This window comes from Novosphingobium resinovorum (assembly GCF_027922145.1).
Lineage (GTDB): Bacteria > Pseudomonadota > Alphaproteobacteria > Sphingomonadales > Sphingomonadaceae > Novosphingobium > Novosphingobium resinovorum.
The window spans coordinates 299,714-315,649 of record NZ_BSFC01000021.1; the positions used below are offsets into that span (position 1 = coordinate 299,714).

Genomic DNA, 15,936 nt, shown 5'->3' on the forward strand with positions numbered 1-15,936 from the left:
GCCGTCAGACCGACAGGATCAGCACATCGTCGCTGCGCGGGGGCGAGCCGTCGTAGGACGCCAGCGGCTCGAAATGCTCGTCCATCAGTTCCAGCGCGGAGAGGCCCGCCAGCTTGAACTGGCCGAGGCCGGGCTCCTCGTCACTGCGGCGCGCCTTGCCGGGATTCATGGCGCTGACGACAAGGTCGCCATGCCGCTCGAACAGCAAGTGCGGCGCAAGCGTGATCGTATTGCCGTTGTAGCGCGCAGTGACGAACCGTCGCGTCGCGATCGCTTCCATCAGGGTGAGTCGTGAATCATTCATCCCGACCGCAGATCGCACGGGCTACGCGCAATGAAAAGCGAGGTTGCGTAGTAAAGACCGCGATTTCATTGCGCACTTTGGAGTGGGATGAGATCGGATTGACCCGCCCTTAGTCCCCTCTCCCCTCGCGATGACGATCCAAGGCAACGTCATCCGGCTCTAGAGAAACTCGTCGGCGGCGTCGTGGCTGTCGCCGCCGCTGGTCGTGGCGGGCGCCGGCTTGCCGCTGGGAAGCGCGATTGCGGGCGCTTCTGCGAAAGGCTTCACGCCGAACGCGGGGTAGATCTCGGACGGGAAATAGATCGTCCCGTCCTTCACCACCATGGCGATCCGGTGCAGTTCGCGCAGGTCCGCCAGCGGATTGCCGGGCAGCAGCAGGAAATCCGCCCGCTTGCCCCGCGCGATCGAGCCGAGTTCCTGATCGTTGCCCATGTAGCGCTCCGGCCCAAGCGTGCCGATGCGCAGCACGTCGGCGGCGGGTATGCCCGCCTCGCCGTAGATCTCCAGTTCGCGGTGCACCGACAGGCCGGTGCCGTCGTCGGTGCCGGGCAGCAGCGTGACGCCCCGGTCGTGCAGGCGCTTTACCACGCGCTTCACCGCATCGAAGGCGCCCAGATAGGCGGCATCGTCGCCCGGCTCGCTCAGCGGCGCGATGGCCTGGCGACGGCGGCGCTGGAGGCCGATCGGCAGGTGGTCGATATAGCTCGCTACCGCCGGAGACGGCTTGCCGTCGCGGCTGAGCATCAGCAGTTCCAGCGTCACCGCCGTCGGATCAAGCGCGATGTGCTTCGCGACCATCGTATCCAGCGTCGTCTTCACGCGCGGGGCATCGAGGTCCAGCCCCGCCGTGCGCCGCATTGCGGTGAGGCGCAGCGGGGTGCGGGTGTCCTCCTTGATGTCGAGCACCCAACCCAGCATCAGTTGGTTGACGTGGGTGATCTCGTCATAGCCCGCCGCGATCATCGCATCGGCATTGGTGAAGGCGGGAATGTGCCCGGTCAGCCCCATGCCCAGCCGCTTGGCCTCGCGTGCGATGGCGGGCACCCATGCCGGGTTCATGCTGTTGTAGATCTTGATCTGCCAGTAGCCGCGCGCGGCGTACCAGCGCACCGCATCGAGCGCCGCCGCCTCGCTGTCCACGACGATACCGTGGCGCGCCGAATACGGGCTGCGGCCTTCAAGGAAGCCGTTGGCGGTGATGCGCGGCCCGGCCACCTCGCCCTTGCCGATGCGGTCGATCAGGCCGGGCAGGAAGTCGTTGTGGTTGCCCATGTCGCGCACCGAGGTGACCCCGGCGGCGATGTAGAGCATCGCCGATTCCAGCCCGATATGCGCGTGCATGTCGTGCAGACCCGCCAGCAGCGTGCCGCCCTTGCCGTCGATCAACGCCTCGCCCGGCGTAGCGGGCTCGTCGAGCGGCTGGATGCCGGTGATGCGGCCGTGCGCGAAGACCACCGAGACCGGATCGCCCAGCGTGCCGCTGGCAGGATCGAACACCCGCACGTTGCGGATGCGCACCGGCGCGTCGATGGTATGGGCGAAGCGCTTCTGAAGCGCGGCATAGCGCGCGGCGGTCAGCCGGGTGCCGAGTTCGTTGAGGGCGGCCACTTCGCCCTCATGCCCCTCGCGCACGGTGCCGCCACCGCTGTCGAGCGTGGCGAAGAGTTCGCCCTTGCCGTCAAGCAGGATCATCTCGGGCGAAAGGTCGATGCCGCTGATCGAGTAGGCCTGATACCGGACCTTGCCGATGATGGCCGGGCCGAGCTTCTCGATGGCGAGTTCGCCGCCGGGGAACGCCGCCATGCGCCCGTCCGCATCCTTGAGCAGCGCGCGGGCGTAAAGCCCCAGCGCCCAGGGGCTGGCGTTCTGCCCGACGTAGAGCGCAGGGCCGCTGGCGACCGCCTGCTTCTCGCCCATCGAGTCTGTCCAGCGCACCGTGCTGCCTTCGCGCGCGAAGCGTTCGTGAACGTCGCCGCCGAACGTTGCCTTGCCGTCCAGTTCCCAGCGCGTGGGCAGTTCGTCGCGGCCGAGTTCGACGGTTTCTCGCATGGTCGGGCCGCGGCCGTTGTTCTTGACGTCGTACTCGATGGCGACGCGATTGCCCTGCACGTCGGCGTCTACGAAGCCGACCTTCTCGCCGTTGGAGACGACGCTGTAGCGCAGGTGCTCTGCGTGGGCGGGGACCGTTACCAGCAGGGTCGAGGCGAACAGCGCGGCGCGCAAGGGCATGCGGAACATCAGGCGATCGAACTCCGGTAGAGGTGAGCGGCGGCGGCAAGGTCCTGCACCGCATGGCCGAGCGACTTGTAGACGGTGATATCCCATTCGGAGCGGCGCCCCTCCACGCGGCCGAGCAGCACTTCGCCGATCTCCGCGACGATGTGGGCGTCGTCGATCAGGCCCTTCTCCCGCGCGACGATGAATTCGGCCGCCGCATCGAGCGCGGAAGCGCGGCTGTCGGCGATATAGCGGCTGTTGACGACGAGCGCGCTGTCGACCTCGACCGGGCCGGGACCGCTGGAGCCGACGAGGTTCACATGGACGCCGGGCTTCAGCCACTCGCCGTTCAGCACCGGCTCGGAAGCAGTGGTCAGGGTGCAGATGACGTCCGCCTCGCCCGCCGCCGTGGGCAGGTCGGTCACGGCCTCTGCCCTGAGGTGGGCGTACTGCGCCGCCAGAGCCTCGGCCTTGTCGGGTGTGCGGCCCCAGATCAGCACGCGCTCGAAATCGCGCACCAGCGGCAGGGCCTTGAGATGCGTATGCGCCTGCCCGCCGGTGCCGACGATCAGCAGCGTGCGCGCGTCCGGCCGCGCCAGCGCGTCGGTCGCCACGGCGGTGGCGGCGGCGGTGCGGATATGGGTGATCTCCTCGGCATCGGCCACGCAGACCGGGCGGCCTTCCTCGGGCTCGAACAGCACGACGAGACCCCGGTGACGCCGGAGGCCCGGCGAACGCGGATCGGCGAAGACGCTGATGGTCTTGGTGCCGAACATGTCGCGCTCGCCAAGCGCTCCGGGCATCTGGGCGAAGGTGCGACCCGGGCCCAGCGACAGCATCGTGCGCAGCAGCTGGCGCGTCTCGCCCGAAGACAGCGCCATCATCGCCTCGCGCACGACGCGGATGCAATCGGGATAGGACAGCTTCTCGCGCACCGCCTCGCTGTCGAAGATCGTCAGCTCGTCGCGTTTCATCGGTGCCGTCCTTTCAATTCCCTGTGCGCACACGCTAGCCGCCGTTCCAGCGTAATGCTTGCCCGACTTCGCGCATTTGCCTAGGCTCGATGGCAATTCAATGCACCAATGACAGGGATGGCGCATAATCATGGCGGAAGCACTCGACCGGCTCGACCTCAAGATCCTCGACCGGCTGCAGATCGACGCCTCGGAATCGTCGAGCGAGATCGCCGAGCGCGTCGGCCTGTCGCAATCGCCCTGCTGGCGGCGCATCCAGCGGCTGAAGGAGGAAGGCTACATCAAGGCGCAGGTCGCCGTGCTGGACCGCGAGAAGTTCGGCGAAAGCATGTACATCTTCGCCCAGCTCAAGATGGGCCGCCTCAGCGACGAGGCGCGCGAAAGCTTCATCCGCGCGGTCGAGGACATCCCCGAGATCACTGAGGCCTATACCCTGTTCGGCGAGATGGACGTGATGCTGAAGGTGCTGGCGCCGAGCATGGCGTGGTATCAGAACTTCACCTTTCGCCGCCTGCTGCGCCTGCCGGGGGTAGAGGACATCCGCTCCACCGCGACGCTGTCGGAGATGAAGTGCACCCACCGACTGCCGCTGCCGTCGGCGTCCTGAGATCCGCTCCCTGTCGTCATTGCGAGCGTAGCGAAGCAATCCAGGGCGGCTCAAGACTGCCTTGGATTGCTTCGCTACGCTCGCAATGACGAAGTGGTTTTCGACTTCATGCCCCGACCCTGTGCATAAATGATGTTTCGCGAGGCAATCGGGCGCCCATCTATGCGAAACTTTCGCTGCCGCGGGCCGATAGACTGACCGGCAGAAGGAGCACACCATGCCCGATCGCCGTATCGCCCTACCCCTGCTGGCCGCGCTGGCCTGTGCGCCTGCCGCCGGGGCCGCCGCCGAGCCTGCGCTGCGCGTCACGCTCGCGCCAGCAAAGCCCGACGCCGAGCAGCACGTGCCCTATGTTGACGTGACAGTGGTGGCAGACGGCATGTCCCGCGCCGAGGGTGCACCGTTGCTGCGCCTGCCGCTCGTCGCCAACACCGTGGTCACCAGCGGCGCTGCGATCACCGGCCTCACCGTCCGCGACCGGCGCGGCGCGCTTACCACGCGTGTCGAGGACGTCGAGGAGGACGGCTCCAACCGCACCCGCCTGTGGCGCGCGCCGCGTGCCGTCGAGGGCGCGCTGAAGGTGCATTACCGCGTGCCGATCGACGCCGCCGCGCCGCCGCTTGCCCTGCCGCAGTACGAGATGCGCACCGAACTGGGCGGCTTCTCGGCGGCGGGCAACGCCTTCCTGATCCTGCCCGATGACGAGACGCCGCGCCGTGCCAGTGTGACGTGGAACTTCGCCGCCTACGGCCCGAACGGCAAGGGCGTCTCCAGCCTCGGGGTCGGCAACGCGACGGCGCGCAAGGCGATGCCCGCTTCGGAACTGGCGCACATGTACTACATGGGCGGCCAGCCCGGCGTGTTTCCGCCCGCGAACGACGGCTTCTTCGCCGCATGGCAGGGCATTCCGCCCTTCCCGATGGCGCCGCTGATGACATGGGCCGGCGACCTGCACCGCCATTATGGCGCGTTCTTCGGCTATACCCCGCCCAGCTTCGGCGTGTTCGGCCGGACCAACCAGCGCAACCCGGGCAGCGGCATCGGCCTGAAGGACAGCTTCGCCTTTACCTTCAACCACACCTCCAAACCCGCCGACTTGCGCTCGCTGCTGGCGCACGAGATGCTCCATGCCTGGGTCAATTCGCTCGACGCCTCGATGGATGCGGCGGGCGGGCTCGACCGCTCGTGGTTCGGCGAGGGGCTGGCGGTTCACTACCAGCGCCTGCTGCCCTACCGCGCGGGCCTGATCTCGGCCGAGGATTTCCTCGCCGACCTCAACGAGACGGCGGCGCGCTACTACACCAACATCAAGATCGGTGTGCCCAACGCCGATATCCCGGCGGGCTTCTGGCGCGACACGCGGATCCGCGTGCTGCCCTACGATCGCGGCTCGCTCTACTTCGCCGCCACCGACGCGGCGATCCGCCAGGCGTCGGGGGGCAAACGCTCGCTCGACGATCTGGTGCGCACGATGCTGGCCGAGCGCCGCGCCGGGCGGCCTATGGACGAAGCGCTGTACCGCCGCCTGCTGAAAGCCGACCTCGGCGACACGGGCATCGCCGCGTTCGAGGCGATGCTCAAGGGCGGCGTCGTGCTGCCGCCGTCGGACACCTTCGGCCCGCAGTTCCGCCGCATCGAGAAGCCGCTGCGCCGCTTCGACCTCGGCTTCGACCCGGCCTCGCTGCTGGCACGCCCGAAGATCGTGAAGGGCATCATTCCCGGCTCGAATGCCGAAGCCGCCGGACTGCGCGAAGGCGACGAGATACTCAACACGTTCTCACAGGACGGCTTGCAGGGCGACCAGCAGGCTTTCCTCTCCCTCGACGTGAAGCGCGCCGGGGAGGAACTGCATCTGCGCTACCAACCTCGCGGAGAGACCGTGTCCGCCTACCAGTGGGAAGCGGCGCGCTGAAACGCGCCGCCGACCCGCATGGCGGCACGCGGATCGACGGAATTATCGTTCAGCGCAGTCCCTGCAGGGCGGATGGCAGGCTCGCGGCGATCCACGGCGATGCCTTCTCGTAAGCATGGCCGACTTGCAGCACCGCCAGATCCGCATGGCGCCTGCCGATGATCTGAAGACCGATGGGAAGCTTGCGCGCACCGCCGAAGCCGGCCGGAACCGCCAGAGCAGGCAGGCCCGCCATCGTCGCGGGAAGGGTAACTTCCATCCAGCGGTGATAGCTGTTCATGGCCTTTCCGGCGATCTCGGTCGGCCAGTGCTCGCTGGCATCGAACGGGAAGACCTGCGCGCTGGGCAGCACCAGGAAATCGAATTTCTCGAAGGCTGCGGCGAACGCATTGTAGATGCGGGTGCGGCCTTCCGACGCCTTGGCAAGCTGCGGCCCGGTCAGCTTCATGCCGCCCTCGACTTCCCAGATCGCTTCGGGCTTCATCAGCGCCCGCTTGGCGGGATCGTCGTAGAATCCCTGGAGATCGGCGCCGACCGACCAGTGCCGCAGCGCCACTGCCGTACGCCACATCTCGGAAGCAGGTTCGGCCAGGGTCGCTTCCTCGACGGTCATGCCGATCGCCTCGAATGCCTTGAGCGCTTTCGTGCAGGTTTCCATGATGCCGGCCTCCATCGGCAGCGCACCGCCGAGATCACCCAACCAGCCGACCCTGCCGCCCTTCCAGTCGCGATCGAGCGGACGCGCGAACATCGCCGGATCATCGCCGAGAGAGAACGGTGCGCGCGCATCGCCGCCCGCCTGCACCGAAAACAGCATCGCAAGATCACTCACGGTTCGGCCGAGCGGCCCCGACGTGGCGAAGTTCTGCCAGAACAGGTCGGTGTTGGGCACCGAAGGAACCCGGCCGAACGAGGGACGCAGTCCGAAGACGTTGTTCCAGCCGGGCGGGTTGCGGAGCGACCCGCCGAAGTCGCTGCCGTCCGCCACCGGCACCATCCGCAGCGCCAGCGCGACCGCGCCGCCGCCGGTGCTGCCGCCCGCTGCGCGGCCGTAGGCATAGGCGTTGTGCGTCGTTCCGAACACCGGATTGTAACTGTGCGATCCCAGCGCGAACTCGGGTACGTTGCTCTTGCCGAGGAAGATCGCACCGGCCTTGCGCATGCGCGACACCACGAGGCTGTCGGCTGCAGGAATGTTGTCCCGCAGGATCGGCGAACCCTGCGTGCTGGCAATGCCCTTGACCGGGGCAGTGTCCTTCACCGCATGGGGAAAGCCATGGAGCGGCCCGTGGAAACGGTTCGCCGCCGCGTCCTCGTCCATGGCGGCAGCCTGTCGCAGCAGCGCATCACCGTCCACGCGCGAAACGATGGCGTTGAAGCGGGGGTTCAGGCGGTCGATCTGCGCCAGATGGGCGGTCATCACCTCGCGGCTGGACAAGTCGCGGCGATGGATCGCGGCCGACAGGTCGGTCGCATTCATCATCACGATCTCGTTCGATCCCGTCCCACGCCGTTCGGCGACCCGTGCGAGCGCCGGTGCCGCCATGGTGCCCAGTGCCGTGGCTGCGCCGGTCAGCACGGTTCGGCGGGTCGCCGTCGTACCGTCAAGGGTCGCTTCGCCCATCGTCTTCATCTCCATTTGCCAATCTGCCCGCTTCTTCACGGCGACCACCCGATGGTAAAGGTCCAAGATGACTTGCGGCGCGGGACCACTCCCCCGCCGCAAGTCACGTAGTCCCGGGGTCGAGCCGAAGCCCGATCAGGCCGCCCGCTGCAGCATGCCGAACAGGTCGCGCGGATCGTCGGGATCGGCGATGATGTCGAGCTGCTGGAAGAACGCGGTGTCGTCCAGCTTGCCCAGCAGGTAGCGCAGCGCCGAGAAATCCTCGATCGCGAAGCCGACGCTGTCGAACAGCGTGATCTGGCGCGCGTCGGTGCGGCCTTCGGCCTCGCCGCTCAGAACCTTCCAGAATTCGGTCACCGGATAGGACGCCTCCATCTGCTGGATCTCGCCCTCGATGCGGGTCTGCGGCTCGAATTCGACGAAAGTGGCCGCGCGGTCGAGAATGTCGCGGTGCAGTTCCGTCTTGCCCGGGCAGTCGCCGCCGATCGCGTTGATATGGATGCCGGAGCCGACCATGTTGTCGGACAGGATGGTGGCATAGGCCTTGTCTGCCGTGCAGGTGGTGATGATCTGCGCGCCCTCGATCGCATCCTGCGAGGTTTCGCAGGCCACGACCCGGAGGCCGCTGCCCTGCAGATTGCGCGCGGCCTTGCGGATGGCCTCGGGATCGAGGTCGTAGAGGCGCACTTCCTCGATGCCGACGATGGCCTTCATCGCGATCGCCTGGAATTCCGCCTGCGCGCCGTTGCCTATCATCGCCATGACCCGCGCGTCCGCCGGGGCGAGGCGGCGCGCCACCATCGCGGACGTCGCCGCAGTACGCAGCGCCGTCAGCAGCGTCATCTCGGTCAGCAGCAGCGGATAGCCGGTATCCACGCGCGCCAGCAGCCCAAAGGCTGCAACCGTCTGCAAACCCTTCGCGGTGTTGCTGGGATGGCCGTTAACGTACTTGAAGGCATAGGCCTCGCCGTCGGACGTGGGCATCAGTTCGATCACGCCCTCTTGCGAGTGCGAGGCCAGCCGCGGCGCTTTCTCGAACAGGGACCAGCGCAAATAGTCGGCCTCTATCGCATCGGTCAGTTCATGCAGCACCGTCTCGATCCCGAAATGATGGACGAGGCGCATCATGTTTTCGACGCTGACGAAGGGGATGAAGGCAAGCGGGGAAGGCTGCGGCGCCATGGTTTCGTATCCTGATGGTGAATGGGCAGGACGATCGTAGAGCGAGGCCCTGCTGGTAAAAATTGCCATACCGCCTTGCAAACCGATGAACTTTGGACAATTTTATCAGCGCATTTATACAATATGCTCGATTTCAGGCCATCAACTCTTGTCATCTTCCGCCAAGTTCATCCCTGACGACCTCGACCGCCGTATCATCGGCCACCTTCGCGCAGACGGGCGCGCTTCGCTGTCGAAACTGGCCGACGCGCTGGGCGTGGCGCGCGGCACCGTGCAGAGCAGGCTGGACCGCCTGATCGATACCGGAACGCTGCTGGGCTTCACGATCCGGGTCCGCGACGACTACGAGGATCTTTCCGTGCGCGCGGTGATGATGATCGAGATCACCGGCAAGTCGACCACGCAGGTGATCCAGAAGCTGCGGGGCATGGTCGAGATCCATGCGCTGCACACCACCAACGGCAACTGGGACCTCGTCGCCGACATTCGTACCGGCAGCCTCTCGGAATTCGACCGGGTGCTGCGACAGGTGCGCATGATCGACGGGGTGCTGAACAGCGAAACCAGCCTGCTGCTGAGCACGGTCTGACGCGAGCGGCGCAAGCATCCGCCCGGTGGACCCGTCCCGCTGCGGAAACTGGATGTTTCGCGCAAGGCGACGAAAGGCGATGCAACCGTGTCATGGATAATCGCGGAAAGGTGACGCAGTGAACAAGTGGCTGGCAGGTTCGGCGGTTCTGGCATGCGCGGCAATGGCGGTGGCGCCTTCGGTCTGGGCGGATACGCTGCCGCCGCTCGCCGGGCGGATCATCGAGTACGACACCCGGGAAGTCACGTGGCCCGCGCTGGACCTCTCGCCGGACGGGAACACCATCCTGTTCGACCTGCTCGGCGACATCTACGCCCTGCCCTCCGCAGGCGGAAAAGCCAGTCCGGTGATGACGGGCGCGGCATTCGACACCCAGCCCGTATTCTCCCCCGACGGCCGCCACATCGCTTTCGTGAGCGACCGCGACGGGCGGGAGAACCTGTGGATCGCCGATGCGGACGGCAGCAACGCCCGCCGCGTTTCGCAGGAGAATAGCGGCGCGCCGCACTACGGTTCTCCCGCCTGGTCGCCCGATGGCCACACGCTCTACGTCTCGCGCATGATCTGGGGCCTGCTGGCGTTCGAACTGTGGTCCTTCGACGCCGCGAGCGGCAAGGCGGACGTGCTGGTGAAGGCCCAGCCCCATGGTGACGATCCGCATCCGCAGCGGCGCAACGCGATGGGCGTGGTCGCCTCCCCCGACGGCAAGAGCCTGTACTATGCGACCAAGGCGGGCACGACCTGGTCCAGTGGCCCCCTGCCGCACTGGACGATCGCGCGCTTCGACCTCGCCACCCGGACTCAGCACGAAGTCCTGACCACACCCGGCGGCGGGATGCGGCCGGTACTGTCGCACGACGGCCGCCTGCTCGCCTATGTGACGCGGGAAAACGAGCGGACAGTGCTGCGCCTGCACGACCTGACCGACGGGAGCGACCGGCCGATCCATGCCCCGCTCGATCCGGATGGGCAGTCCGGCGGCTATTACGTCGACGTGATGCCGCGCATGGTGTTTTCCGCCGATGACCGCAGCATCTATCTCGGGCTCGGCGGTGGTCTGAAGCGCATCGACCTTGCTGGAGGCGCACTCGTCGACATTCCGTTCGAGGCGCATGTGCGACACGAGATGCCGCCGCCGCTTCGCCGCCAGCACCGGGTCGATACCGGCCCCGTCCATGTTCGCGTGATCCAGACCCCGCGCCTGTCTCCGGACGGCAGGCAGGTGGTCTTCGGCGCCGTGGGCCGTATCTATATCACAGCCAACCGCAAAGGCGCGACGCCCCGCCGCCTCGACGTCCCGGGCGCCGCATGGCAGCCGAGCTGGTCGGACGACGGGCGCTTCGTCACTTACGTCACCTGGACCGCAAAGGAAGGCGGCCACGTCTGGATAGCGGCTGCGGACGGCAAGACCGCGCCGCGCCGGGTCACGACGCAGACAGCCTTCTATTCGGAACCACTGTTCCTTGCCGGCGGCAAGGACGTGGTCGCGTTCTCTGCCAGTCAGCATGACCGGCTCTACCGTTCGGCCGAAAGCCTTGGGCCGATGCCCTCGACGCTGGTGCGGATACCCGTGGACGGCGGGCCGATGCACTCGCTTGGCGAGGTAGGCGCGGCGATGGACTTGCGGCGCGATCCCGATCCGGCGCGCGTGCGCTATTACGCCGATGGCTGGATTTCCTCGCACGCGGTCGATGCCGAGGAACCGGCAAGGCATCTGGTCAAGCTGATCGCTCGCCCCGACAGCCAGTATTTCGACACGCCCGCCCCGCTCAAAAACGCGCAGCTGAGCGCCGATGGCCGCACCGCGCTGGTGAGGCTGGCCTCGCAGCTCTACCTCGTGCCGGTGCCGCAAGCGAAGGACGACGCGGCGCCGACCATCACCGTCACCGATGCGGCTGCGCAAGCGCGGCGTATCACTGCCATCGGCGCGGACTATATGGACTGGGCGCCCGACATGCGCTCGCTCGTGTGGTCGGTCGGCTCGACCTTGCGGCAATTGCCGGTAACCGCCGCGCAGGACGGTGCCCCTGCCGCGATCGAGAAGCGGGCGGGCGGCATCGCGATGGACGTCGTGCTCCCGCGCGACGTGCCCCGGGGCAAGCTGCTGCTGCGCGGGGCGAAGGTCATCACCATGAAGGCCGATCAGGTCATCGACGATGCCGACGTCCTGATCGTCGACAACCGCATCGCCGGGGTCGGGCCGCGCGGCACGCTGAAGATACCCGCAGGCACGCAAGTCCGCGACATGACGGGCAAGGTCATCCTGCCCGGCTTCATCGACGCCCATGCCCACTGGTTCGAGACGCGGCGCCGCATCCTCGACATCGGGCACTGGGATTTCTCCGCCAACCTAGCCTACGGGGTGACCGCCGGGCTGGACGTCCAGACGTTCGATCCGGACGTGTTCGGCTATGCCGACATGATCGACGCCGGTCTGATGGTGGGTGAGCGCGCGTTCTCCACCGGCGAGGGCGTGTTCCGCAACAGCCCGATGGCCAGTCGCGAAGAGGCGATCGCCACGCTGCGGCGCTATTCGGATTATTACCGCACCCCCAACATCAAGGAGTACATGGTCGGCGACCGGGCAGAGCGGCGGCACCTGATCGAAGGCGCGCAGGCGCTGGGATTGATGCCCACGACCGAAGGCGCCAGCGACTACCGGCTGGACCTGACGCAGATGCTCGACGGCTACGCGGGCAACGAACACAGCCTGCCGATCGCGCCGCTGCATGACGACGTGAAGCAGATGCTGGTGCGATCGCGCATCTCGACGGTGCCGACGATGCTGGTGCTCTACGGCGCGCCGGGGCCGCTGGGCGCGATGGCGGCGGGTCATCAGGAGGACTTCGACGGAAAGCTGAGCCGTTTCGTTCCCGAATTCGTCTTCGCGGGCAAGCGCGATTCGGCGCAGTGGAACCGCGCCGATGGGCAAGGCTTCGCTCTGTTCGCAAAGCAGGCGAGCGATGTCGGACAGGCGGGCGGCCTGCTGGGCGTCGGCTCGCACAGCGTCGTGCAGGGGTTGTCCTACCACTGGGAACTGGAGGCTATGGCATCGGGCGGGGCCAGCGCGGCGCAGATCCTGCGGGCGGCGACGATCGGCTCGGCCGAGGTGATCGGCCGAGCGCTCGATCTCGGCTCGATCGAGCCGGGCAAGCTGGCCGACCTGCTGGTGCTGGACCGCGATCCGCTGGCGGACATCCGCAACACCCGCTCGCTCTCGCTGGTGATGCAGAACGGCCGCCTCTACGAAGCCGCGACCCTCAACGAGCAGTGGCCGCGCGTGCAGAGCCGCGACGCCCAGTGGTTCGAGGGCATGTCGAAGCGCGAGGTCGCCCACGCGATCAGCACCGCGGCGGCCTTCGAGGAGAAGCAGGGCAACGCCGCGTCGTTCGAGTACTGACGCGGCGCGGGGCACGCAACCTCGTCATTGCGAGCGCAGCGAAGCAATCCAGGGCAGTCTTGAGCCGCCCTGGATTGCTTCGCTGCGCTCGCAATGACGAAAGGGGTGGGTGGTAAAGGCTCTTCGCGAACTGCGGGCATGAAAAAGGCGGCGGGTGCCAAACCCGCCGCCTTTTCCGTGCGCCCTCAGGCCCCCGCGTCAGAACTCCAGACGCGCGCCCACTGTCATGTAGCGACCGATGACGTCGTAGTACGGCGAGAAGTTCGAGTAGAGCGGCGGGTTCTTGTCGAACAGGTTCGACACATTGCCGTAAAGCTCGAAGTGCTGGCCGTCACCGAAGGGCACCTTCTGGCTGAGCTGCAGATCGATGTAGGTATAGGCCGGGATGCGCCCGTTGGTGATCGTCGGGCGCGTACCGTCCCACAGACCCGCAGAAGTGTAGCGTGCACGCACCAGACCGCTGAAGCCGTCGCTGGCATAGCCGACCGAGGCATTGGCGCGGATGCGCGGCACGCCGTTGACGAAGGCATAGCCTTGCGACTTCACGTAGTCGACCTTGGTGACGCCGTCGTCGGTGGTGAAGCGGTTCACCCAGGTGCCGACGAGGCGGAAGGTGACCCGCCCGTTGGCGTCGTTGTTCACCGGCATCGTATAGGCCACTTCGGCATCGATACCGTCGGACTTGAACTCCGACAGGTTGACCGAGGACGAGGCGACGCTGACGATCCTGCCGTCGCTGCCGCGCGTGATATAATCGCACAGGCTGGCGTTACCGCTGTTGCAGCGATCGACCAGAACCTGCGCGCCGATGCTGGTGATGACGTCCTTGATCGCGATATTGAAGTAGTCGATCGAGGCGGTCAGGCCGCGCAGCGGAGCGGCAGTGATGCCCGCCGTCCACGTATCCGCCTTTTCCGGGCGGAGCGAGGCATTGCCGCCGCCGTAGACCAGAATGCTGCGGCTGCCATCGCCGTTGTACTGCGGATCGATCACGCCGACATAGCTGACCGTGCGGTTGGAGTAGAGTTCGCTGATGTTGGGCGCGCGGATGTCGCGCGAACGGGTGACGCGGCCGATGACGCCGGGCAGGAACTCGTTCGTCGCGCCCAGCTTCCACGACCAGACGCTGCCGGTGGTGCTGTAGTCCGACACGCGCACGGCGCCGTTCAGCTCAAGCTTGCGCAGCAGCGGCACGTCGCGGATCACCGGCACGACCACTTCGCCGAACGCTTCCTTCACGTCGTACTTGCCCTGCAGCGACGTAAAGTAGAACGTCGAGAAAGCGCGGGCGGCATCCAGTTCGCCGATCGTCGAGCTGGTTTCCAGATTGCGCCCTTCCGCACCGATCGCAATCGACACGGGGCCTGCGGGCAACTCGAACGGCTCGCCGCGCAGCGAGACGCCGTAAGTGTCGAGCCGGTTCACGCTGTTGGAGCGCGGGGTGCCGGTGACGTAGTCGATCGCCTCTTGCGAGGGCGCGCCTTCGCCGAACAGGTTGAGCGGCACGCAGCCTGCCGCGCCCGAACGGCACACCGCCTGACCCGTCGCCGGATCGATCACCGCATCCACCGCATTGGCGAAGTTGCTCGCGATCAGGAAGCCGGGCGTGTCCATCTTGTTGCGGTACTGGCCGTGGCTGTAATAGGCCGTGTAGCGCCAGCGCCCGTCACCGAAGCTGCCGTCGAGGGCAAGCGTGCCCTGGATGCTGCGGCGGTCGAGGTTGATGGTGCTGTACGAAAGGTCCGCGTTATAGCGCGCCATCGTGAAGCTGCTGGCGTTCGCATCGGCAAGGATCTGCCTGACGTCGTCGTTCAGGAAGGCGTTGTCGGCCCGGATGGTCACGCTGCTGGTGTGATCGCCGAACCACGTATAGCTGTTGTAGTACCGCGAATAGCGCAGGTCAGCGCTCAGCTTGAGCGTATCGGTCAGCTCGTAAGACGCCTTGGCCATCGCCGTGTAGCGCTTCTGCGGCGTGATCAGCGGGCTGCGGTCGTCGTCGGAGGTGCTTTCGCCGCCGACCATGTTGGTGCCGACGATGGTGCCCATGTCGGGCGTGCGCAGGCTGCCATCGGGGTTGAAGCCCATGCCGCGAAGGCCTGCCGGACCCGAGGTGACATAGCCGCCGACAAGGCGCGTGGCCGAACCGACGTCCGAAGTCAGCGTGTTGTTGATGATGGCGAAGCGGCCGGTGTTCTCGCGGTCGGTCTTGCGCGGGATGCCCTTGTTGTCGAGGTATTCGCCCCCGATCACGAAGTGGCCCCGGCCTCCTGCGAAGCTGGTGCCGTACTTGCCCTCGAACTTGACTTGGCCCGCGTCACCGCGCGACGAGATGCCGCCTTCGGCACCGAGGCGCACGCCTTCGTATTCGCCGTCGACGATCATGTTGACAACGCCCGCGACCGCGTCCGAACCCCACGCCGCCGAAGCGCCGCCGGTGACGATGTCCACGCTCTTGACCATGATCGAGGGCACGGTGTTGAGATCGTTGTCGCTGACCAGACGACGTCCGTCGACGAGGACCAGCGAGCGCGTCTCGCCAAGGCCGCGGATGTTGACCGGGAAGCGGCCCGCCTGCGCATTGGTGCCCGAGGTCTGCGGCGACTGCGATGCCTTGAACTGCGGCAGGTCGGCCAGCGCCGCGCCGATGTTGGTGCGGCTCACGACCTGCAGGTCTTCCTGCGACATGTGCAGCAGCGGCGTCGGCGATTCGTAGCCGGGGCGGTCGATGCGCGATCCGGTGACGACGATGTCGCCCTGCGGAGATGCAGCGCTGTCGTCGCCTGACTGGGCAGCAGTCTGGGCGAGCGCCGGACCGGCCGAAATGCTCAGTGCGACAAGCGCGGTGCCCGCCAGAATCGACCGGCGGCGTGCGCGGAAAATCTGTTCCATCAATGTATCCCTGTTCGCGGTCGCCCTCGGGGACGATCTGACAATGCTACGAGGCTGGGCCTCGCGGCTGAAAATGGGTGAAGCGCATGCGCGGTCCGGGAGGAACATCCACTTTGAGGAAGTCGAGGGGACCAATGCCCGGCAGCGATGCGGGGACCAGTGGAAGGGGCCAGCCCGCGCATTGGTCCCTTGGTCGTGTGTGGTATTGGATGTTGGCGGGACCGGGCGTGCAGGCGAA

General features: G+C 66.8%; 10 protein-coding genes. 4 read left to right on the plus strand and 6 right to left on the minus strand.

The window, feature by feature from the left end; genetic code table 11:
* Positions 1–4: 4 nt before the first annotated feature.
* The 3 genes from PKE80_RS13790 to PKE80_RS13800 all read right to left on the minus strand — a co-directional run bounded on the left by PKE80_RS13790 (position 5) and on the right by PKE80_RS13800 (position 3,495).
* Positions 5–304 carry a hypothetical protein gene (locus tag PKE80_RS13790; RefSeq protein WP_271182966.1) on the minus strand — a complete coding sequence of 100 codons (300 nt, stop codon included), beginning with the start codon at positions 302–304 and terminating at the stop codon, positions 5–7.
* A gap of 159 nt (positions 305–463) precedes the next feature.
* Positions 464–2,542, minus strand: a complete 2,079-nt coding sequence (locus PKE80_RS13795; protein ID WP_271182967.1) for an amidohydrolase family protein — start codon at positions 2,540–2,542, stop codon at positions 464–466.
* Positions 2,542–3,495: an ornithine cyclodeaminase family protein gene (locus PKE80_RS13800; RefSeq protein ID WP_271182968.1), complete on the minus strand. Its 954-nt coding sequence runs from the start codon at positions 3,493–3,495 to the stop codon at positions 2,542–2,544. The genes PKE80_RS13795 and PKE80_RS13800 overlap by 1 nt, the downstream gene beginning before the upstream one ends.
* A 130-nt stretch (positions 3,496–3,625) precedes the next feature.
* Here PKE80_RS13800 and PKE80_RS13805 point away from each other — a divergent pair, with 130 nt between their 5' ends.
* Together PKE80_RS13805 and PKE80_RS13810 are read left to right on the plus strand one after the other, a co-directional pair.
* Positions 3,626–4,102 (plus strand): Lrp/AsnC family transcriptional regulator, encoded by a 477-nt coding sequence (locus PKE80_RS13805; protein ID WP_271182969.1) that lies wholly within the window; start codon positions 3,626–3,628, stop codon positions 4,100–4,102.
* A 217-nt stretch (positions 4,103–4,319) separates the two neighbouring features.
* A complete protein-coding gene (locus PKE80_RS13810) occupies positions 4,320–6,014 on the plus strand; it encodes a M61 family metallopeptidase (protein ID WP_271182970.1) in 1,695 nt (564 codons plus the stop codon).
* A gap of 49 nt (positions 6,015–6,063) precedes the next feature.
* On the opposite strand, the gene PKE80_RS13815 is transcribed toward PKE80_RS13810, so the two are convergent.
* Both PKE80_RS13815 and ocd read right to left on the minus strand, forming a co-directional pair.
* On the minus strand, positions 6,064–7,638 hold the full coding sequence (locus tag PKE80_RS13815; RefSeq protein ID WP_271182971.1) for an amidase: 1,575 nt from the start codon (positions 7,636–7,638) through the stop codon (positions 6,064–6,066).
* A gap of 135 nt (positions 7,639–7,773) precedes the next feature.
* On the minus strand, positions 7,774–8,820 hold the full coding sequence (gene ocd, locus PKE80_RS13820; protein ID WP_271182972.1) for an ornithine cyclodeaminase: 1,047 nt from the start codon (positions 8,818–8,820) through the stop codon (positions 7,774–7,776).
* Positions 8,821–8,968: 148 nt separating this feature from the next.
* On the opposite strand from ocd, the gene PKE80_RS13825 reads away from it, so the two are divergent.
* Together PKE80_RS13825 and PKE80_RS13830 are read left to right on the plus strand one after the other, a co-directional pair.
* The gene (locus tag PKE80_RS13825) at positions 8,969–9,409 is read left to right on the plus strand and encodes an Lrp/AsnC family transcriptional regulator (protein WP_271182973.1); all 441 of its coding nucleotides are present in this window, start codon (positions 8,969–8,971) and stop codon (positions 9,407–9,409) included.
* A gap of 118 nt (positions 9,410–9,527) precedes the next feature.
* On the plus strand, positions 9,528–12,809 hold the full coding sequence (locus PKE80_RS13830) for an amidohydrolase family protein (protein WP_271182974.1): 3,282 nt from the start codon (positions 9,528–9,530) through the stop codon (positions 12,807–12,809).
* A gap of 198 nt (positions 12,810–13,007) precedes the next feature.
* On the opposite strand, the gene PKE80_RS13835 is transcribed toward PKE80_RS13830, so the two are convergent.
* On the minus strand, positions 13,008–15,698 hold the full coding sequence (locus PKE80_RS13835) for a TonB-dependent receptor domain-containing protein (protein ID WP_271182975.1): 2,691 nt from the start codon (positions 15,696–15,698) through the stop codon (positions 13,008–13,010).
* Between the last annotated feature and the right edge of the window lie 238 nt (positions 15,699–15,936).

Coding starts and splice junctions, on each gene's coding strand:
- PKE80_RS13795 (WP_271182967.1), bottom strand. CDS start 2,542: ATGTTCCGCATGCCCTTGCGCGCCGCGCTGTTCGCCTCGACCCTGCTG.
- PKE80_RS13815 (WP_271182971.1), bottom strand. CDS start 7,638: ATGGGCGAAGCGACCCTTGACGGTACGACGGCGACCCGCCGAACCGTG.
- PKE80_RS13835 (WP_271182975.1), bottom strand. CDS start 15,698: ATGGAACAGATTTTCCGCGCACGCCGCCGGTCGATTCTGGCGGGCACC.
- PKE80_RS13790 (WP_271182966.1), bottom strand. CDS start 304: ATGAATGATTCACGACTCACCCTGATGGAAGCGATCGCGACGCGACGG.
- PKE80_RS13810 (WP_271182970.1), top strand. CDS start 4,320: ATGCCCGATCGCCGTATCGCCCTACCCCTGCTGGCCGCGCTGGCCTGT.
- PKE80_RS13805 (WP_271182969.1), top strand. CDS start 3,626: ATGGCGGAAGCACTCGACCGGCTCGACCTCAAGATCCTCGACCGGCTG.
- ocd (WP_271182972.1), bottom strand. CDS start 8,820: ATGGCGCCGCAGCCTTCCCCGCTTGCCTTCATCCCCTTCGTCAGCGTC.
- PKE80_RS13800 (WP_271182968.1), bottom strand. CDS start 3,495: ATGAAACGCGACGAGCTGACGATCTTCGACAGCGAGGCGGTGCGCGAG.